Source organism: Larkinella insperata, from assembly GCF_026248825.1.
GTDB classification, from domain to species: domain Bacteria; phylum Bacteroidota; class Bacteroidia; order Cytophagales; family Spirosomataceae; genus Larkinella; species Larkinella insperata.
Map to the genome: position 1 here is coordinate 6,270,892 of NZ_CP110973.1, position 20,329 is coordinate 6,291,220.

A 20,329-nucleotide genomic window follows, 5' to 3' on the forward strand; every position below is an offset into this window, starting at 1 on the left:
CGGTCTAATCGTTTTTTCAACCAACTTATACATGGCTACGAAACGAGATTATTACGAAGTATTAGGGGTCGACAAGAACGCTTCGCCGGACGACATCAAGAAGGCGTACCGGAAAATGGCGATCAAATACCACCCCGATAAAAACCCGGACGACCCCAGCGCCGAAGATAAATTCAAGGAAGCCGCCGAAGCCTACGACGTTCTGAGCGATGCGCAGAAAAAAGCCCGCTACGATCAGTTCGGCCACGCGGGCATGGGAGGTGCAGCGGGAGGTGGTCCGTCAATGGACGATATTTTCTCGCAGTTTGGCGATATTTTCGGCGACGAAAGCCCGTTTGGCAGTTTCTTTGGCCGGGCTGGTCAGCAACAGGGTCGGCGCGTTCGGCGTGGGTCGGATCTGCGGATCAAACTGAAGCTGAACCTGCAGGAAGTGGCCAACGGGGTTGAAAAGAAAATCAAAGTAAAGCGGCACGTGGCCTGTACGACCTGTGGCGGCAACGGCTCTAAAAACGGTACGGCGGTAACAACCTGTAACAGCTGTAACGGCACGGGCCAGGTCCGGAAAGTGGTTAATACCATGCTGGGCCAGATGGTTTCTACCAGCACCTGTCCGACCTGTAACGGCGAAGGCAAAATGGTCACCGAACGCTGCGATGTCTGCTTCGGGGAAGGCCGTTTGTTGCAGGAAGACGTTATTCCGATCAAAATTCCGGCGGGGGTTGCCGAAGGCATTCAGCTCTCCGTAACGGGCAAAGGAAACGTTCCTCCGCGCGGGGGTGTGGCCGGCGATCTGCTGATTGTCATTGAAGAAGAGGAAGACGATAACCTGAAGCGCGACGGGAACAACGTCGTTTATGACCTGCACATCAACTTTGTCGATGCGGCTTTGGGAACGTCCGTCGAAGTGCCGACCATTGATGGCCGGGCGCGGATTACACTCGAACCCGGTACGCAGGGGGGCAAGATTCTCCGGTTAAAAGGCAAAGGCATCAAGGAATTGAACGGCTACGGCCGGGGTGATCAACTCATCCACATCAACATCTGGACGCCCAAAACGCTTAATTCCGAGGAGCGTCATATGCTCGAACGGCTGCGAAACTCCCCCAACTTTCAGCCCAAACCCGGAAAAAATGAGAAGGGATTCTTCGATAAAATGAAAGACTTCTTCCACTGATAAGGGATTAAAAACGAATCAGCCCGGCCAATTGGTCGGGCTGATTCGTTTTAGGGCCTGTTCTTCTTCCGGATGGAGTCCAGAGGTTCCTCTTTTCCCTGCGGTACCTGAAATGAATGCAAACGGGTGCCCGAGTTGGGCATCGGTATGGTTCGGCTTTCGTCGTGCTGATGAACGGGCATGTTGGGCTTAAGCGAAGGCTTGGCGTTGGGCATGACATCCACTCGCTGCTCCTCAGGTCTTTTCGGAAGCTCCGGCAAATTTTTCGGCAAACGCAGGGTGTCGGCTGGTGCGCCGACACTTAGTAGCAAATAACACAGCGTCGTTATCATGGCAAGGTTGTTTAAAGTTTCCCGAACTCTACTTGCACGCTACCAACTTATCGTCAGCCAGTCAACGAAAGCCGTTGACTGGCTGACGCATTGACGATCATCCTAACGCATTCAGGTGTTTCTGGAAGATGGCTTCGTATTTCTTCGCCAGAGCCTCCTGCTTTGTTTCCCGGAACGCATTCACAATGGTTTGCAGGTTATACATATCGAAGTTGGCGTCGTTGCCGCCCCCACCGGTTTGTTTGATGTAAGTCAGGCTCTGGTCGGCCCGCGTCGCAATCACATCAGCCATTTCCTGAGCGGTTTTAACGTCACCGACGGTCAGCAGAATCTGAATGTAATTGGTCGAAATCTGGTCGTACGGAATGCTCTTGTCCGGAATTACCTCCAACGAACGGTGCAGTGCTTCCTTCGCCTGGGCGTTTTTACCCTCCCGCATCAACTGATCGGCCAGCCGCAGGAACGCAATCCGGGCCGACACCACCGGCGAGCCGCGGTACGTATCATCGTAGTACGAATTGGGGTTGTTCATTTCCCGCCAGAAGGTTTTCGTCATCATGGTTTTGTACATGACATCCGTATTCACAAAGCCGTCTGACGCCCCCGGAACCTGCACCGGCAGCAACCGGTAGGCGTATCCTTCCAGTTGCATGTGATCTTTCAGGTTCAGGTAGTTCGACTGCCCCAGCGTGGTCGAGAAGTAAACGGGCCGCTGCCAGTTGTTGGTCGCGATGATATCCAGCATGATCAGGTCGGGCTTGTAAATATCCTGCTTGCCGAAATTCCAGACCAGCGTGTCTTTCAGCATCGGCTGAAACTTGGGCGATACAAAACCCTGCTTCTGCACAGCCGCTTTATCAACGGGCAGGAAGAAGGTCGTCGACGGCAGAATGTTGGTCATTTCGCCGGTCGTCAGCGGTACCTGGATAGCCGGATTATTCTGTTTGATCAGCCCGATGTATTCTTTTAGATTGATACCGTTCTTCACGGCCGGGATTTCGTAGAACGGAATCACGTCGTTTTTGCCCTTGTTGAACTGGGCAAACTCCAGCGAAATGGGCAGCGCTTCCGACTCGTACGTCTTGCGCTTCATTTGCTGAATGTACCATTCCGTTCCGAGCAGACTCAGGTTACACACCCGTACGTCGGTCCGGAAGCCTTCCACTTCCTGGACATACCACAACGGGAACGTATCGTTGTCACCGCCGACAAACAGGATGGCGTTCGGGGCGCAGGAATTCAGCAGGTTTTTGGCAAAATCAACGGAATGGTAGCGGTTGGAGCGGTCGTGGTTGTCCCAGCTCTTGGCTCCCATCATCACCGGCACCAGCAGACACAACCCGGACACCAGCCCGACGCGCAGCTTCTCGTTTTTCAAATACGCGGATACGCCATCGATCAGTGCCACGACCCCGAGCCCAATCCAGATCGCGAAGAAGTAGAACGACCCAACGTAGATGTAATCCCGTTCGCGGGGTTCGGAGGGCGGGGAATTCAGGAAGATTTGCAGGGCAATACCGGTGAAGAAAAATAGCAGCCCGACAATCAGCAGGTCCCTCGAGCGCCGGAAATACTGAATAACGATCCCAAACAAGCCCAGCAGGAACGGCAGCATGTAGAAATTATCGCGCGCCTTGTTGTTTTTAATCAGATCCGGAACGCCCTGATCACTCGTCCAGGGCAGCAGGTAACCGGAGCCTTCCTGATCGCCCGCCCGCCCGGCAAAATTCCACATCAGATACCGCCAGTACATATGACCCAGCTGATACTGGAAGAAAAACTGCAGGTTGTCGCCCATGGTCACTTTCCGCGTGGGTTGCCCCGACTGATCGAGCGGAATGTTCAGCATCTGCGAATAAAGCTGCGGGTGGCCGGGCTGGTTGCTGTAAATCCGGGGAAACAGCATTTGCTTATCGCTGTCGTAGACGTACTCCGGCATGTAGTCGAATACTACATATTTGCCATCGCGTTTCTCGTACTGCGGAGACCCTTTTTTCTGATCGACGGGCCGGGAAAAGAACAGCGGACCGTAAGACAGCGAGCGGCTGCCGTATTGTTCGCGTTTCAGGTACGACACAAAATTGATTACATCGCTCGGGTTGTTTTCGTTGATCGGTGTGTTGAAATCCGACCGGATCAGGACCTGAATGTACGATGCGTACCCGATCAGCACGAACGCCAGCCCCAGCAGGGCGGTATTCAGCACCGGGCTGTTTTTGCGGGCCGACCAGATGATTCCGTAGATCAGCGCGCCAAGAAAAATAGCTGCGAAGATGTAAATCCCCGTTGTGTAGGGCATCCCGAGGTTATTCACAAAAAACCGTTCGACGGCGAAAGCGGCCGATGGCAAGCCCGGAATAATACCCGAGTTAATGATACCCAGAATAACCATCCCGACACCGAAAGCGGCCACACCGCCCCAGAGCGACACCTTCTGCGTTTTCTTGAAGTAGTAGATCAGGGCCATCGCGGGCAGCGTCACCAGGTTCAGCAAGTGAACGCCGATGGAAAGACCGATCAGGTAGGCGATGAAAATCAGCCAGCGATTACCGGCAGCTTCATCTTCGATCAGCTCCCAGCGGAATGCCGCCCAAACCACAATGGCCGTAAAAAACGACGACATTCCGTATACCTCGGCTTCAACCGCCGAGAACCAGAACGTGTCCGAAAATGTATACGACAGCGCGCCCACGGCACCCGCGCCCAGCACGGTCCAGGTTTCGGTCTGCGTCAGCTCTCCAAACTGTTTGTTGAGCAGTTTGCGGGCCAGCATGGTAATGGTCCAGAACAGAAACAGGATGGAAAAGGCACTCGCCAGCACCGACATGATATTCACCCAGTAGGCCACCTGGGTGACGTCGCCCAGCGCCAGCAGGGAGAAAAGCCGCCCCAGAAGCAGGAAGAACGGCGCTCCCGGCGGGTGGGGCACCTGAAGTTTATACGCACAGGCAATGAATTCACCACAATCCCAGAAGCTGGCTGTCCGCTCAACCGTTGCCGTGTACGTAAACAAGGCAATAGCAAAAAGCACCCACCCAACGATGTTGTTCAGGCGTTTATACGAAGACTGAGACGCTGGTAAGGGCGTCCCGGAAATAACGTTGGATTCCGTTCCTTTGAAGGTTTGCATTGGGTAACAGCCTTAAGCCGAAATAATTTCTCCAAAATTACGAAAATAAACCCCGCTTAACGCCGGTTTTTGTCGTTAAAGTTTGTTAAAGCGGCCTGAAGAGCTTCGGAAACGCACTAAAAAAGGGTTGTTTTGCGGAGTTGAGCGGAGTAGATCAGAGGTAAGCAGAGGCTCCGCTTCACTCCTTTTATCTCCGCTCAACTCCGCAAAACAACCCTTCAGGCTATCTCAATTAGCTCCTCAAAGCGTTAATCCGCTCCGGCGCAGCATCGCCTGGGGAGACGGCTCACGGCCCCGAAACTTCTTGTAAAGCTCCATCGGTTTTTCCGTACCGCCTTTTTCCAGCACGTTCTTGCGGAATTTATCAGCGGCCTCGCGGTTTGAAAGTCCTTTCTCCCTGAAGAATTCGAATGCATCGGCATCCAGCACTTCCGACCATTTGTAACTGTAATAACCCGCCGAGTAACCACCCGCGAAGATGTGCGAGAACGCCGGGCTAAACGCCGTACCGGGTACTCGCGGGAACAGGTTCACCAGCGAATCCACGTGCGACTCTACCTGCTCAACCGTCTCTCCTTTGGGCGCGTTGCCGTGCCAGTACATATCCACCAGACCGTACCGCAGCTGCGTCAGGTTTGCCATTCCGGCCATGAAATTTTGGCTGGCGCGGATTTTTTCGATCAAGTCGTTTGGAATCACTTCGCCCGTCTCGTAGTGCTTGGCAAACAGTTTCAGGGCTTCCGGGTCGTAGCACCAGTTTTCCATCACTTGCGAGGGCAGCTCTACAAAATCACGGTATACGCTCGTGCCCGACAGGCTTTCGTATTTGCCGTTGGCCAGGATGCCGTGCAGACCGTGTCCAAATTCGTGGAAGAGCGTGGTTACTTCGTTGAACGTCAGCAGCGACGGCTTCGTTTCCGTCGGGCGCGTGAAGTTGCAGACATTGACCACGTGCGGACGAACATTCACGCCGTTTTCCATTTTCTGGCCCTGAATGTCATTCATCCAGGCCCCGCTGCGCTTGCCTTCCCGCGGGAAGTAATCTCCGTAAAAAACCGCCAGAAATTTACCGTCCTGATCGAACACATCGTAGGTTTTCACCTCCGGATTGTAAACGGGAATGTCTTTCCGTTCTTTGAAGGTCAGCCCGTAGAGTTTGTTGGCAATCGTGAAAACGCCCTCGATTACGTTTTCCAGCTTGAAATACGGTTTCAGGATTTCGTCGTCCAGGGCGTATTTTTCTTTTTTTAGTTTTTCGGAATAGTACCCAAAATCCCAGCGCTCAAGTCGTTCGTCTTTGAAGCCGTTTTCTTTGGCGTACCGGGTCAGTTCGGCCAGCTGCTTTTCGGCAACGGGTTTGGCGTAGCCCGCGAGCTCACTTAAAAATTGCTTCACCTTCTCCGGCGAACCGGCCATGCTTTCTTCCAGAATGAAGTCGGCGTGGGTTTTATAGCCCAGCAGTTTGGCGCGGTCGTAGCGCAGTTGCACCATTCTGCCGATCAGTTGCTGGTTGTCGTTTTTATCGCTGTGGAAACCGCGCGAGTTGTACGCGATGAAGAGCTTTTTCCGCAGGTCACGGTTGTCGGCATAGGTCATAAACGGCTGGTAGCTCGGGGCTTGCAGCGTAAATACCCAGCCGGTTTTGCCTTTTTGCTTGGCCGTGGCTTTGGCGGCTTCCCGGGCAAATTCCGGCAGACCAGCCAGATCTTTTTCGTCCGTAATTTCCAGCGTGTATTCGTTCGTCTCGTTCAGCACGTTCTCGCCAAACTGCAACGACGCCTGCGACAGTTCCTTGTTGATGGTCCGGAATTTCTCTTTGTCGGCGGCTTTCAGATTCGCCCCGTTGCGGGCAAAGCTCTTGTATGTTTTTTCGAGCAGCATCCGGTCTTCACCGTCCAGTTTCAATTTGGCCCGCTGGTCGTAGACGGTTTTGATGCGCTTGAAAAGCTGTTCATTCAGCGTAATGTCGTTGCCGTATTCCGTCAGCAAAGGCGACGCTTCCCGGACGATTTTCTGCAACTCGGGGCTGGTTTCGGCACCGTTGAGGTTAAACATCACCGACGACACCCGGCTCACCATCTGTCCGGCGCGTTCGAGGGCCACAACGGTATTTTCAAACGTGGGCGCAGCTGAATTGGTAGCGATGGCATCAATTTCCTGACGGCCCATCGTCATGGCTTCTTTCAGAGCCGGCAGGTAATACTCATTCTTAATCTGGTCAAAAGGCACCGTTTCGTGCGGTGTCTTGAACGGTTGCAATAACGGATTAACACTCATTTTTGCTTTTTCTGGAGAGGGCTGGGCGTGTAGCGCCGGGCTTAGAGCCGCCAGCAGCACAGCCGTGTGGGTCATTTGTCGAAGTGTAAACATTTTAGTTTGCTCATAGGGTTTCCCGCAGTTTACAAAAATAAGAGAAAATGCAGAAACCCGCTTCCGATGGGTGGAAATTAGGCCAGGCTACTGGCAATCAGTTTTTCAGCCTTTACCGAACACATCCCGTCGTTCAACGTTTAGGTTTTCTGGTACGACCCGACACCCCACCATGAACGGAACGTTAAATCAAACACCGTCGTAGAGGAGTCCGCCGGGATGCTGTATCTTGCGCGTAATTTTTACTGATTCCCATGCACACCGATTTTTCGCCCCCACTGACCCGCGCCCAGGAGTCCCGCCTGGCCATCGAACGGCTTTACATCACCATGCGTCACCTGTTCAACCGGGGGTTTTACAAACCGTCGGGCGTATCGGGCGAAGAAATCCGGCAGGCGCTGCTGACGCTCCGGCCCGAAATTTACGGCTCGGTCAACGATCCGCAGCGGGTTGAACTCGACGGCCTGGTTTACGTCATGGACCGCCTGCCGAAAGGCATCGAAGCCTGCCGGGTCATTACGCTGGTATCGCGCGAAGGGTTTGAGCATTCGCGGTTTCCGGTGCTGGTGCCCGCCAAACGCCGTCGGAACTGTTACCGGGTCGATCAGGAACAAATGGTGATTGAAGTCACAAATGGCCGCTCCGAGATTTACGACATCCTGACGCACCTGACGTTTATGTTCATGGAAGCCGACAAAATCCGGCAAAACGTTTTTCTGGAACGCGGCAACAAACTCCGGGAATGGGAAAAGCTCGAAGCCATCATCCAGTCGGGCGGCACGGTGAAGGAAGAGGAACGCGAACTGGCCCTGATGTACCTGAGTTCGATTCTGGGCCGGACGTTCGAGGAAACCCAGCAGGCTTTCTACCGGTTTGCCGAAAACGCGGGCACCAACAGCGGTCTGTTCCAGATCGTGTACGGATTGGGCCGGACGTCGGTGCGGGAAATTCAGGAGAAGAACGTCGACCGCGAAATCAATTTCACCCCGATGCTGCGCGATCGTGTCGGGCAGCACCTGTACGGCGAACGGTGGGCCAACCGAATCAAGCAGTTTATTCTGGAAAACGGCTGGCAATCCCGCCCCATTCACATCATCAGCGCCAACCCGCACAGCGTCGTCAACTGCCTCTACGCTCCGGCGGCCCTGTCCGAATCCACCTCCTGGGACAACCTGTTTGACCTGGCCTACAAACTCAGCCAGCCCGCTCAGCAGGAACTCCGCCAGCAGGTTACCGACTACTCCAGCGCCCACGGCTTGCACGAACTGGAGGACCCGGGCGGCACCAACCTGCTCGTCCAGCTGATCGACACGGCCCGGCTCGACGCCAAACACCTGTCGAAAGAATTGGCGCACGATCCGAAACTCATCAAATCCACCCAGCCGCTTCTGCTGGTGATGGACTATGCCTTTGGCGAACAGGCCTTCGAAACCATGGACGAACTGCTGAAGCCCTACGACGGCGACAACCCCTACGCGCTGAATGTGGCCTCCATCTCGATCATGGGCAAAGCCGGTATCCTGACCGGCGATAAAGGCGACCTGATGATCCCAAATTCGCATATTTTTGAAGGCACGGCCGACAATTACCCGCTGGACAACGACTTCACCAAAGCCGATTTTGACGGTTTCGGCATCGATGTTTACGAAGGAGCCATGATTACGGTGCTGGGAACGTCCCTCCAGAACAAAGACATTCTGTCGTATTTCAAAAACTCCTCCTGGAACGCCGTAGGGCTGGAAATGGAAGGTGCGCATTACCAGAAAGCCATCCAGTCGCACGCCAAAATCCGGGGCAGCGTCCAGCCCGACATCAAGATCCGGTATGCCTATTATGCCTCCGACAATCCGCTGCTCACCGGCGCGACGCTGGCATCCGGTAGTCTGGGTACGCTGGGCGTAAAACCGACATACCTGATCACGTTAAAGTGTCTGGAAAAGATTCTGGGAAAAAGCGGAGAGACGCCCCCAAGCCCGCCCTCCTGAACCCCTGCACGGCCTTCGTCATAGCTCGTTTGAACGCTTCCGTGCAGCCCGGTTTTGGCCCAACTTATTTTCTCACAAATACTTCTATCTTAGCGGAAATAAACCTGAAACGGTCCCGCTTTCGTGCGGAAAGCGGGACGCCTTCGGAGCTTGTTAACAACCAAATCAGATGACAACAAACCGGATTTGTTTATGGGCTTTCTCGATGGCCCTTCTGCTCGCCAGCCAAGCGTTTTGTCAGTCTTTAAAACCCGGTTTTGATAAGGCAGAATACCAGCAACTGATGTACGTATCGGCCCGGACGGGGGCCATAGCGCCCACTTATTATGGCGATATTCCCGAACCCAAACACTTCAAACGGGTGTATCGCTCGTCCGTTATGGGCCTTGACAACCTCTGGGATTTGTGGACCGACAACCAAACCACCGCCGTTATCAGCATCCGGGGCACAACGGACAAACCGGAGAGCTGGATTGGGAACTTCTACGCGGCCATGGTTCCAGCAAAGGGCGAGTTGAAGCTGACGGAAAAGGACGTGTTCAAGTACGAACTGGCCGCCAACCCGAAAGCCGCCGTACACGTGGGCTGGTTGCTCGGAACGGCGTATTTATCCAAAGACATTCTTCCCAAAATTGATTCCTGCTACAAAGCCGGCATCAGAAACATGCTTATTGTTGGCCACAGCCAGGGCGGTGCGATCAGTTTTTTACTGACCTCCCACCTGTACAATTTACAGAAACAGAAGGTAATTCCGGCCGATATACGTTTCAAAACGTACTGCAGCGCGGGGCCTAAACCGGGCAATCTGTACTATGCCTACGAGTATGAAGCCATGACGCAGAATGGCTGGGCGTTCAACGTGGTCAACTCGGCCGACTGGGTCCCCCAAACACCCATGTCCATCCAGACGATGAACGATTACAACGATACCAATCCGTTCGTTAATGCGAAGGCTATTATTAAAAAGCAGAAATTCTGGCAGCGAATTGCCCTGAATCACGTCTTTAACAAACTGAATCGCCCCACCCGCAAGGCTCAGAAGAACTACGAAAAATACCTGGGGAAGATGACATCCGGTATTGTCCGGAAAAGCCTCAAAGATTTCGTACCGCCTGATTATTACCGCAGTAATGATTACGTCAGAACCGGCGCGACCGTCGTCCTGCTGGCCGATGCAGCGTACTTCGGCCTCTTTCCCGACGACCCCAAGACCGTTTTTGTTCATCACTTTCACAAACCTTATTTGTACCTGCTGGACAAGCTGAGCCCGTAAAACGGACGCTTAAAGCAGCATCAACGGATCGTACCCATTTGGCCGTCAAACGTTGCAACCGACCGTTACTGAAAACCCCGAACGGACGGTTGCTTAATTTACCGTTTCCACAAATCCGCGAACTTCTTTGATTTATCGAAGACTTTGCCATCTATACTAATTTTTTGGAACAACTTTACACTGGATTTTGTAATTTTTCCAAGAAATAACCATTGCCAACGTCTTCCCATGCCAAAGCGCAATAAAGTCGTATCCAGTACTCCCGACGTCGTTCTGATCGGGGCTGGTATCATGAGCGCCACCCTCGGCGTTCTGTTGAAAGAACTGCAACCCGACCTGACCATCGAAATTTTTGAGCGACTCGACGGGGCAGCCGCCGAAAGCTCCGATGCCTGGAACAATGCCGGCACCGGTCACTCGGCTTTCTGTGAACTGAACTACACGCCCGAACTTCCCGACGGAAGCATCGAAACCAAAAAAGCGGTCAAGATTGCCGAGTCATTTGAGGTTTCCAAACAGTTCTGGGCGTACCTGATCCAGCAGAATTTTTTGCAGGATGCTCCCGATTTCATCCGGGCCATTCCGCACATGAGTTTTGTCTGGGGTGATAAGAATGTCGAATACCTGCGCAAACGCTACGAAGCCCTCCAGAAGAGCCACCTCTTCCACGGAATGCAGTATTCGGAAGATCCGGCCCAGCTCGAAAAGTGGATTCCGCTGGTGATGGAAGGCCGGAAGAACGACGAAAAAGTGGCCGCGACCCGCATGGATATCGGCACCGACGTCAACTTTGGCGCTCTGACCCGCGCCATGTTCTACCGGCTCTACAACATGAAGGGCGTGAAGATCAATTTTGCCCACGACGTCCGCGATCTGTGGCGGTCGAAAAGCCTGGGTGGGTGGAAAGTTCGGGTGGAAAACGTTACTACCGGCCACGTTCGGGATGTACACACCAAGTTTGTGTTCATTGGAGCGGGGGGCGGTTCGCTGCGGCTGCTCGAAAAATCGGATATTCCCGAAAGCCGGGGCTACGGCGGTTTTCCGGTGAGTGGCCAGTGGCTCAAATGCACCAACCGCGACATCGTGGAACGGCACGCGGCCAAAGTATACGGGAAAGCTTCGGTGGGTGCACCCCCGATGTCGGTACCGCACCTCGACACCCGCATGATTGGTGACCAGAAAGAGCTGCTGTTCGGACCTTATGCCGGTTTCTCAACTAAATTCCTGAAACACGGTTCCTACATGGATCTTCCCAAATCCATTCAGATGGCGAACCTGGCACCGATGCTGATGGCGGGTCTGCACAACATTCCGCTGACAAAATACCTGATTGAGCAGGTAATGCAATCGCCGGAAGATCGGATGGCGGCCCTGCGTGAATACTTCCCGAATGCGAAAATGGAAGACTGGGATCTGGAAATTGCCGGCCAGCGCGTCCAGGTGATCAAGAAAGATGAAGAAGAAGGCGGAGTGCTCGAATTCGGTACGGAGGTTGTGAGTGCCGCCGACGGCAGCATTGCGGCCCTGCTGGGTGCATCGCCGGGCGCATCAACGGCCGTTTCCATCATGCTCGAATTGATGGATCGTTGCTTCAAAGAGCAAATGGCGTCCGAGGAATGGCAGGCAAAATTAAAACAGATGATCCCGTCGCACGGAAAATCACTGGCGAAAGATCCGACACTGACCGAAGAAATCCGCCGGTCGACGAGCGAGGTGCTTGGCCTGGATGTTGCGGTTTACACAACTGATTAGGTTATTCACTTAGCTTATATTCGAAAACGAAAAAGGACACCGCCAGCGGTGTCCTTTTTCGTTCTTGGCAAACCCGGCTTATAGGGGTCCCGTCACCAGCTCATCCTGGGCGGGAACCGGCTTTTTGCGGTCGTTGAACATGAGGATAAACAGCACGAGCACCACGGCGGCAATCCCGGCCGGCACCAGCCAGACCGACGTCCAGTTTACTTTGCCGTTGACCGTATAGATGTCGGCGACAATCCCGGACAGCTTGGAACCGATACCCATCCCGATCCCGTAGGTCGCCAGCGTGATCAGCCCCTGCGCCGACGATTTAATGCGCTCACCGGCTTTGTTGTCGGTATAAATCTGGCCCGTCACAAAGAAAAAATCGTAGCACACCCCGTGCAGGATGATGGCGATGTACAGCATCCATTCGCTCGTGTTGGCGTCGCCGTAACCAAACATCAGGAAGCGGATAATCCAGGCTACCAGCCCGACCACCAGCATGTATTTGACACCCAACCGTTTGAAGGCCAGCGGAATCATCAGCATAAAGAAAAATTCGGAAGCCTGCCCCAGCGACATTTTATTTTCCACGTTGGTCATGCCCGAATCGGTCAGCGACGGGTTGGCCATGGCGTAGTAAAACGACAGCGGAATACAGATCAGGACCGAGGAGACGAAGAAAATCGCGAACGAACGGTCTTTCAGCAGTTTAAAGGCATCGACGCCCAGAATCTGGCCTACCGTAGCATTGGCGGTTGGTTTCGGAGGCGTGTCGGGCAGGGTAAAAGCAAAAAGGCCGAAAAACAGCGCGATGTACATGGCGATCTGAAAGATGGTCGACTCCCCGCCGATGTTCAGAAAACCAACGATGTTGGTGATCACAATCCAGGCCACCGTTCCCAGCACCCGAATGCCCGGAAATTCTTTTTCCGGATTGCTCATGTGCTGCATCGCGATGGAGGTCGTCAGCGACATGGAAGGCGCAAAGGTGAGGCAGTAAGCCAGAATCAGCCAGAAAAACTGATCCGCGTTGTTTTCACGAATCAGGAAAAACAAGATGGCCGCTCCGGCCAGGTTCAAAACGCCCAGCACTTTCTGGGCGGCAAAATACCGGTCGGCAATCAGACCGACGAAAAACGGCGCCACCAGCATCGCCAGCGAGAAAGCCGTGTAGGCATTCCCGACCTGATCACCGGTTGCGTTCAATTGATTGAATAGATACTTGCTCATCTGTCCATACCAAGCTCCCCAAACTGAGTACAGGAGGAACATCATCATGGAGAGCTGAATGCGGGTTTTTAGGCTCATTGGGTTACGTAGTGGTTAATGAAAGTTCTGGAGTGCGGCATTCCATCGCGGCTTTGAAGTTAACGGAAATGTCCTAAGTGTCCAATGCTCGGTGCAGAACTTTCGCCCCGCCCGCCATTTTTCTCAGTTCAGTCATAATCTTTCACGGTTGATAAATAGTCTGCTTCTTTCCGGTTCTACACCCCGTATTTTTGAAACATGAAACGGTTTTACGCCCTCCTAGCCTTCGTTCTGCTAACGGTTTGCCCCCACGTACAAGCCCAGAAAGTGGACCTCGACCGGTTTTATTTTGACGCCGGTTACCTGATTTTGCCCCGGGAATTTACCCCGCCGGACAACCGCACGTTCGGCGTTCGGCTGCTTTGTTCGCCTTCAGTCGCGTCAGCTTACCCAGAAGCGTCGATTTACGAAAAAATTGGTTTGTCGGGCTTCCAGCGGGTTGAGAACGACCCGGCGGTGGGCATCGTCGTAGAATTCGGCAACGTCCGCTTCGAAAAGAGCGAAACGAAAGTTCGTACCGAAGAGAAAAAAGACAAGGACGGTAAAGTAACCAGCAAAACCGATTATTATACGATCACCGTGCGCTACAGTTTCAGCGGAAATTACAAGATTCTCGGTGCCCGGACCGACGAGAAGTCGCTGAGCCGCCGGGAAAAGGCCAAAGCGCAGGAACTTCAGAACAACCGGTTTTTGCAGGGTGCTTCGTCGGCCGATCCGGCCAAAAGCGTGATCACCAGCGGTTATTTTCCGTACGAACTCTCGTACACGACCATCGAATACAAAAGCCTGACCGACGCCCGGCGTTACATTGAGCAGAACCAGCAAACCATTCGCACCGATCTGATTGCGAAGTACGTCACCGACGCCCTGATCCGGGTAAACGAAGACGCAAACCGCTGGTACGGGTATGTACCCACCCAAACGCGCGAGTTTCTGTGGATCCTGGACTCGAAAAGCCACCCCGAATACCCCATCCAGCAGGAAGCCATCAAAGCCATCAAGGAATTGTCGAAGCGGATGACGGCCACGCAACCCATTGATCAGTTAGCCCGCGACATCCAGCCCGTTATGGATTATTTTCAGGAGCTGAAAACCAAGTACAGCGGCAGCGATAAACGCGACCAGAAAATGCGGTATTCGGCTTTTTACAACCTGATGGTGCTGAACTTTCTGCTCGACCGTCCCGATCAGGCCAGCGACGAAGCCGTCGGTTTGATCAAAAACGGCTACGATACCAAAGACGGCGAAAAATACATCGGCTGGTCGGAGGAATTAAAGAAAATGCTGGCCAAACACCAGATGGCCTCGCGGCACGTTCAGTAGCGTCTCTACGGACTAAAAAGCCGTTGAGTCCGTAGAGACGGTTTTTATTCAATCATTTTCAGCAGCTCATTCAGTTTCAGCAACGCTTCAATCGGCGTCAGCGTGTTGATGTCCATCTTCCGGAGTTTGTCCTTGATGGCTTCGGCTTTCGGGTCACCGGCTTCGAAGATTTTAAGCGTAATGTCGTTTGCTTTGGGCATGTCCCGCAGCGTTGCCCGCCGGTCGTCGCCCGCTCCTTCCCGCTGGCTTTCGAGTTGTTGCAGGATTTCACCGGCCCGGCTGACAATCTTGGTGGGCATACCGGCCATCTGGGCCACGTGAATCCCGAAGCTGTGCTCGCTTCCCCCCTCTTTCAGTTTCCGGAGGAAAATCACCTTATTGCCCATTTCCTTGACGGCCACATTGAAGTTCTTGATGCGCGGCAAATCCGTCGCCAGTTCGTTCAGTTCGTGGTAGTGGGTGGCAAAAAGGGTTTTGGCCCGGTAGTGCGGGTGGTTGTGCAGGTACTCGGCAATTGACCAGGCGATGGAAACCCCGTCGTAGGTGCTGGTACCCCGCCCGATTTCGTCCATGATCACCAGGCTACGCTCGCTGAGGTTGTTCAGGATGCTGGCGGTTTCGGTCATCTCCACCATAAACGTTGACTCGCCCCGCGAGAGGTTGTCGGAAGCACCCACGCGCGTGAATATTTTATCGACAATACCGATTTCGGCTTCCGAAGCGGGCACAAAACAACCCGTTTGCGCCATCAGCACGATCAACGCCGTTTGCCGCAGGAGCGCCGATTTACCGGCCATGTTCGGCCCCGTAATAATAATAATCTGCTGCGTTTCATCATCCAGAAACAGATCGTTCGGTACGTAGGGCTCGCCGGGCGGCAGTTGCTGTTCGATTACCGGGTGCCGTCCGTCCTTGATCTGCAAGGCCTTGTCGTTGGTGATCGTCGGTTTGACGTACCGGTTTTTCTCGGCCACGCGGGCAAACGACGCCAGCACGTCGAGCACCGAAATCACCCGGGCGTTCTGCTGGATGTGGTTGACATATTCGCCAGCCGCCACCACCAGATCGTTGAACATCCGCTGTTCGATCATGAAAATCTGGTCTTCAGCGTTCAGAATTTTGTCCTCGTATTCTTTCAGTTCAGGTGTAATGTAACGTTCGGCGTTCACCAGCGTCTGCTTCCGGATCCAGTCGTCCGGCACGCGCGACTTGTGGGCGTTTGACACCTCCAGGTAATACCCAAACACCTTGTTGTAAGCTACTTTCAGCGAACCAATGCCCGTGCGCTGGATTTCCCGGTTTTGCAGCTGCACCAGAAAATCTTTGCCCGAAAACGCAATCTCGTGCAGTTGATCCAGATCCGCGTTGACTCCGCTTTTGATCATCCCGCCCTGATTGCTCAGCACCGGCGCTTCTTCGCGCAACTCCGCTTCGATCCGATCAACCAGGAAGGTACAGGCATTGAGCTGATCGGCGTACTTCTTGATCGAAGAGGTCATCGGTTGCTGCGCCATGGCGTTGATCAGCAGTTCCTTGATGGGCAGAATATGCGATAGCGAACGCTTTAGCTGCACCATCTCCCGGGGCGAAATCCGCCGGACGGCCACTTTCGAAATGAGCCGCTCCAAATCCCCGATTTGCTTCAGGTGCTGCTCGAGGGCTTCCCGCAAACCGAGTTGCCCGTCTTCCGACTGGCCGTCTTTGAGCAGTTCAACGGTATTCAACCGCTCTTCAATCAACGGTTTGTCTTTCAACGGCAGCAGCAGCCACTTCCGCAGCAGCCGGGCTCCCATCGGCGTGACGGTCTGGTCCAGAATCTGAATCAGCGGGATACCACCGTCCTGCTGCGGCATGACCAACTCCAGGTTCCGGATGGTGAACCGGTCGAGCCAGACGTACTTATCTTCTTCCAGCCGGGTCAGCCGAACGATGTGGCCGACATCCTTGTGCTCGGTTTCGTGCAGGTAATGCAAAATAACCCCGGCCGCCACAATACCGTCCGTCAGGTTTTCGACGCCAAAGCCTTTCAGCGAGGAAGTCTGAAAATGCTGGGTCAGCAGCGGATAGGAAAAATCGTAGGTAAACGCCCAGTCTTCGAGCGTATACGTGTGAAATTTATCGCCAAACAGTTCAACGAAATCTTTCCGGTGTTTTTTACAGAACAGAATTTCCGACGGGTTAAAGCTCTGGAGCAGTTTGTCGGCGTAAGCCGCGTTGCCCTGAGCCGTCAGAAATTCGCCGGTTGAAATATCCAGAAACGCCACGCCGAACTGCGCTTCCGGCCCCGCTCCTTTCGAAAAGTGAACAGCCGCCAGGTAGTTGTTCCGGCGGGTGTCGAGCACGTTGTCGTTGAATGAAACGCCGGGCGTTACCAGCTCCGTCACCCCGCGTTTAACGATGCCCTTGGCCATGGTGGGGTCTTCCAGCTGGTCGCAGATGGCCACGCGCTCGCCCGCCCGCACCAGTTTGGGCAGGTGCGTATCCAGCGAGTGGTGCGGAAATCCGGCCAGTTCTTCGTTGGCACCGCCGTTGTTTCGTTTGGTCAGGGTGATGCCCAGAATTCGGCTCGCTTTAACGGCATCTTCACCGAATGTTTCATAAAAATCGCCCACGCGGAAAAGCAGGATCGCGCCGGGGTATTTTAACTTGATCTGATTGTATTGCCGATTTAAAGGAGTTTCTTTGGAGTTTTTTTGGGGTTTTGCGGGTGATGCCGAATGTGCCAAATCAGTACTGTTTTGTGCTAATGAATACGCCGTTTCAAATCCGGGCTTCCGGTTTTATGCTACGAATGGCGTCTGACCGCAAGCCGCAAACAAATTTTAGATGCACGCCTTTTTATTCTCGCAGATAATCCCAGATTTGCCCTTTATTAATTCAAAAATACCAAAAAATGCCCAGAAAAGTAAGTCTTGACGAGCTTAATCGTCTGTCCGTGGAGGATTTCAAACAAGCCGCCAAAAACCCGTATTGCCTGATTTTGGATAATGTACGGAGTCTCAATAACGTGGGCTCGGTGTTCCGGACGGCCGACGCCTTCCGGGCCGAAAAGATCTACCTCTGCGGAATCACGGGGACCCCGCCCCACCGCGACATCACCAAAACCGCCCTGGGAGCCACCGAGTCGGTCGACTGGGAATACGCCCCGGACGTTGCCGGACTGGTGGAAAAGCTCAGACAGGATGGCTGGACGGTTGCGGCCATTGAGCAGGCCGAAGGAAGCGTCAGTTTGCAAAACTTTCAGCCGGATGCCAACAAAAAGACGGCCTTTGTGTTTGGTAATGAGGTTGCGGGCGTCAACGACGCTGTTGTTCAGAAAGCGGACCTTGTCCTCGAAATCCCGCAATACGGCACCAAACATTCACTCAATATCGCCGTTAGCGCCGGTATTATTTGCTGGGACTTTCTGACAAAACTTAACAAAAACTTAACATAAGCCTTTTGTTTTTGCTAAATTTTTCGTAGTTGTTTGTAGATTTTTTCATCACCTCAGATAAGCTCACTAACACACTCTCAAATGAAGACCAAGAAGAAAGAGCTGGCAACCAACATCGCGAGTTCGATCGAAACCAAATTGGCGGAAGTCGGCGAACAATCCAAAAAAGTAAAAAAAGCCATTGAGAAATCGGCCAGCAAGTTAGCAAGCCGGATTAGTAAACTCTTCAAGAAAGATGAAGAGAAAAAGAAAAAACAAGCCGCCAAAGCCAAGAAGAAAGCCGACGAAAAAATCGGTAAAATCAAAAAAGGCGGTAAGGGCAAAAAAGACAAGAAAGAAAGTGCTAAAGCCGGCCAGAACGGCCACGTTGTAGCAGCCACTCCCGAACTGGTAACTCCGCAGCCGATCACGTCTTCCACACCGACTACGCCTGCCAAACCCAAAACTGCACCGTCGGCCAAAACCGCCCCGCCCCGTCCCCGGTCGCGCCAGACCCCGGCCCCCGGTACCCAGCCGGAACCCTCGTCTTCCGAAGCCTGATCAACGCCGTCAATCCGGCACTTTTGTAATTTTTTTTTGCGTAGAACGGATGTTCTACGCTTTTTTATTTTTGTTCCTACAGAGGCAATAAATGCCTTTCTTTCTGAGACTTACTTACCGAAAACTAACTTTTTTAAAATACTTTAATTGCTTTTTTTTTAACTTAAAATTTGCTTCCATACTTGCCATTCAATTAATTAGCGATGTCTCTCACCGATAACGCAGTCTGATAATTAGACATACTCTTTAATAGCCGACCTTCCTCTTACGGCAGTACATGTGAGATAGTTTCTACCAAGGGATGATCCCCGTGTAAGTTTTTTACAACATTTTTCGAATAGCTGACTCTTTCAAGACTTGTCGGGTTTACCCGGCTCTTTATCTTATGTCCAATTTTTAATTTGACATAGTCTATGCCACGAACGACTATTCGCATTTGGATCGCGCTTTCGGCCCTGTTAATCACGGGTATTGTGTTAACCCAGATTTACTGGATGCGCAATGAGTATGAACTTCAGGAACGACAATTTCTGCACACGGTTACCAAAGCCCTTCACAAGGTAGCCTCGCGCGTGGCCCAACCTGAAAAAGACAGTCCGGTTGATGTTCAGGTGATTGCTCATTCTCCGGCCGATTATCTGGTCAATCTGAATGTTCCGTTCGATTCGCAAAAGTTGAACTTACACCTCGACAGCGAACTGGCGCTTCACCAGATTCAAACCCCCTTTTACTACGGGTTGTACAATACTCGCGTCAGGCAGATCATCTACCAAGATCCCAATCAACAAACCACCGATCCTTTATCTGAAAGTAGGGTTGTCAAGCCCATTCCGTCACCGTATTACTTTGTGGTCCATTTCCCCGGCCAGGTCCGTTACCTGACGCAGCAGATGGATTTTGAGATTCTGTTGTCGACCATTGTGCTGTTGCTTACCGCCTTTTTTGTTTATTTTTTCTACGGGTTGTTCAGGCAAAAAAGCCGTACGGAAGAGCAGCGGGAGTTTATGAGCAACATGACGCATGAATTGCAGACGCCCATTGCGTCCATCAGGCTGGCCGCCGATATATTGCTATCCCCCAAAATTATCGAACAACCCGAGCGGATGCGAAAGTATGTGCGGATGGTGCAGGAGGAAACCATGCGGTTACAGCAACAGGTAGAGACGGTATTGACCGTGGCCCGTACCGAAGACAGCAATGGCATTAAACTCCATCCAATTTGTATCGATATGCATGAATTGCTGTACCATCTGGCGGAGCGTCACGGCGACTACCTCCATCTGGAACTGGACGCGCAGCACGCCATCATTCAGGCAGACCGGATGCACCTGGTCAACGTGATTGGGAATTTAGTCGATAACGCCCTTAAATACACGCCTAAAAACCCCCTCATCCGGCTGACGACCCACAACGAGAATGGTCAACTGGTGGTGATGGTACAGGACAACGGCATTGGCATTGCGCCCGAACACCAGCCCCATATTTTCGATGCTTATTACCGGGCGCCCGGCGCTAACGCCCAAAGCGTCAAAGGATTTGGCCTGGGCTTAAGTTATGTGCAGAAAATTATTAAAGCGCACCACTGGAAGATTACATTACACAGCACTCTGGGGCAGGGAACCTCGTTCCGCATTCGGATCCCTCAGCACACCGCCCACGCTCAAAAAGAAATAAGAGTGAAAAGTGAAGAGTAAAAAGTCAGTGATGTATCACCA

The 20,329-nt window shown here is 53.0% G+C and carries 13 protein-coding genes; 8 read left to right on the forward strand and 5 right to left on the reverse strand.

Annotated features, from left to right (window positions below):
* Window positions 1-31: 31 nt before the first annotated feature.
* Entirely contained in the window at window positions 32-1,174 is a 1,143-nt protein-coding gene (gene dnaJ / locus OQ371_RS25280) for a molecular chaperone DnaJ (protein ID WP_265991245.1), read from the forward strand.
* A gap of 50 nt (window positions 1,175-1,224) precedes the next feature.
* Here dnaJ and OQ371_RS25285 read toward each other — a convergent pair whose 3' ends face one another.
* The 3 genes from OQ371_RS25285 to OQ371_RS25295 all read right to left on the reverse strand — a co-directional run bounded on the left by OQ371_RS25285 (window position 1,225) and on the right by OQ371_RS25295 (window position 7,006).
* A complete protein-coding gene (locus OQ371_RS25285) occupies window positions 1,225-1,506 on the reverse strand; it encodes a hypothetical protein (RefSeq protein ID WP_265991246.1) in 282 nt (93 codons plus the stop codon).
* Between the two features lie 97 nt (window positions 1,507-1,603).
* The gene (locus tag OQ371_RS25290) at window positions 1,604-4,636 is read right to left on the reverse strand and encodes a glycosyltransferase family 117 protein (RefSeq protein ID WP_265991248.1); all 3,033 of its coding nucleotides are present in this window, start codon (window positions 4,634-4,636) and stop codon (window positions 1,604-1,606) included.
* 240 nt (window positions 4,637-4,876) lie between these two features.
* The gene (locus tag OQ371_RS25295) at window positions 4,877-7,006 is read right to left on the reverse strand and encodes a M3 family metallopeptidase (RefSeq protein ID WP_374761430.1); all 2,130 of its coding nucleotides are present in this window, start codon (window positions 7,004-7,006) and stop codon (window positions 4,877-4,879) included.
* Window positions 7,007-7,260: 254 nt separating this feature from the next.
* Between OQ371_RS25295 and OQ371_RS25300 the strand changes: the two genes are divergently transcribed.
* The 3 genes from OQ371_RS25300 to OQ371_RS25310 all read left to right on the forward strand — a co-directional run bounded on the left by OQ371_RS25300 (window position 7,261) and on the right by OQ371_RS25310 (window position 12,016).
* Window positions 7,261-8,991 (forward strand): DUF6909 family protein, encoded by a 1,731-nt coding sequence (locus tag OQ371_RS25300; RefSeq protein WP_265991249.1) that lies wholly within the window; start codon window positions 7,261-7,263, stop codon window positions 8,989-8,991.
* Between the two features lie 169 nt (window positions 8,992-9,160).
* Complete coding sequence (locus OQ371_RS25305; protein WP_265991251.1) at window positions 9,161-10,264, forward strand: lipase family protein; 1,104 nt, start codon at window positions 9,161-9,163, stop codon at window positions 10,262-10,264.
* Between the two features lie 228 nt (window positions 10,265-10,492).
* Window positions 10,493-12,016, forward strand: a complete 1,524-nt coding sequence (locus OQ371_RS25310; protein WP_265991252.1) for a malate:quinone oxidoreductase — start codon at window positions 10,493-10,495, stop codon at window positions 12,014-12,016.
* 78 nt (window positions 12,017-12,094) lie between these two features.
* Here the strand turns inward: OQ371_RS25310 and OQ371_RS25315 are convergent, their stop codons facing one another.
* The gene (locus OQ371_RS25315; RefSeq protein WP_265991253.1) at window positions 12,095-13,315 is read right to left on the reverse strand and encodes an MFS transporter; all 1,221 of its coding nucleotides are present in this window, start codon (window positions 13,313-13,315) and stop codon (window positions 12,095-12,097) included.
* A 198-nt stretch (window positions 13,316-13,513) separates the two neighbouring features.
* On the opposite strand from OQ371_RS25315, the gene OQ371_RS25320 reads away from it, so the two are divergent.
* The gene (locus OQ371_RS25320; RefSeq protein ID WP_265991254.1) at window positions 13,514-14,638 is read left to right on the forward strand and encodes a hypothetical protein; all 1,125 of its coding nucleotides are present in this window, start codon (window positions 13,514-13,516) and stop codon (window positions 14,636-14,638) included.
* A 44-nt stretch (window positions 14,639-14,682) separates the two neighbouring features.
* On the opposite strand, the gene mutS is transcribed toward OQ371_RS25320, so the two are convergent.
* Window positions 14,683-17,364 carry a DNA mismatch repair protein MutS gene (gene mutS / locus OQ371_RS25325; protein ID WP_265991255.1) on the reverse strand — a complete coding sequence of 894 codons (2,682 nt, stop codon included), beginning with the start codon at window positions 17,362-17,364 and terminating at the stop codon, window positions 14,683-14,685.
* Window positions 17,365-17,531: 167 nt separating this feature from the next.
* On the opposite strand from mutS, the gene OQ371_RS25330 reads away from it, so the two are divergent.
* From OQ371_RS25330 to OQ371_RS25340, 3 genes are all read left to right on the forward strand, one after another.
* Window positions 17,532-18,074, forward strand: coding sequence for an RNA methyltransferase (locus tag OQ371_RS25330; protein WP_265991256.1), 543 nt, complete (start codon window positions 17,532-17,534; stop codon window positions 18,072-18,074).
* Window positions 18,075-18,155: 81 nt separating this feature from the next.
* Entirely contained in the window at window positions 18,156-18,614 is a 459-nt protein-coding gene (locus OQ371_RS25335) for a hypothetical protein (protein ID WP_265991257.1), read from the forward strand.
* Between the two features lie 413 nt (window positions 18,615-19,027).
* Window positions 19,028-20,308 (forward strand): sensor histidine kinase, encoded by a 1,281-nt coding sequence (locus OQ371_RS25340; RefSeq protein WP_265991259.1) that lies wholly within the window; start codon window positions 19,028-19,030, stop codon window positions 20,306-20,308.
* The last annotated feature ends 21 nt before the right edge of the window (window positions 20,309-20,329 follow it).

Coding starts and splice junctions, on each gene's coding strand:
- dnaJ (WP_265991245.1), top strand. CDS start 32: ATGGCTACGAAACGAGATTATTACGAAGTATTAGGGGTCGACAAGAAC.
- OQ371_RS25285 (WP_265991246.1), bottom strand. CDS start 1,506: ATGATAACGACGCTGTGTTATTTGCTACTAAGTGTCGGCGCACCAGCC.
- OQ371_RS25290 (WP_265991248.1), bottom strand. CDS start 4,636: ATGCAAACCTTCAAAGGAACGGAATCCAACGTTATTTCCGGGACGCCC.
- OQ371_RS25295 (WP_374761430.1), bottom strand. CDS start 7,006: ATGTTTACACTTCGACAAATGACCCACACGGCTGTGCTGCTGGCGGCT.
- OQ371_RS25300 (WP_265991249.1), top strand. CDS start 7,261: ATGCACACCGATTTTTCGCCCCCACTGACCCGCGCCCAGGAGTCCCGC.
- OQ371_RS25305 (WP_265991251.1), top strand. CDS start 9,161: ATGACAACAAACCGGATTTGTTTATGGGCTTTCTCGATGGCCCTTCTG.
- OQ371_RS25310 (WP_265991252.1), top strand. CDS start 10,493: ATGCCAAAGCGCAATAAAGTCGTATCCAGTACTCCCGACGTCGTTCTG.
- OQ371_RS25315 (WP_265991253.1), bottom strand. CDS start 13,315: ATGAGCCTAAAAACCCGCATTCAGCTCTCCATGATGATGTTCCTCCTG.
- OQ371_RS25320 (WP_265991254.1), top strand. CDS start 13,514: ATGAAACGGTTTTACGCCCTCCTAGCCTTCGTTCTGCTAACGGTTTGC.
- OQ371_RS25330 (WP_265991256.1), top strand. CDS start 17,532: ATGCCCAGAAAAGTAAGTCTTGACGAGCTTAATCGTCTGTCCGTGGAG.
- OQ371_RS25335 (WP_265991257.1), top strand. CDS start 18,156: ATGAAGACCAAGAAGAAAGAGCTGGCAACCAACATCGCGAGTTCGATC.
- OQ371_RS25340 (WP_265991259.1), top strand. CDS start 19,028: ATGCCACGAACGACTATTCGCATTTGGATCGCGCTTTCGGCCCTGTTA.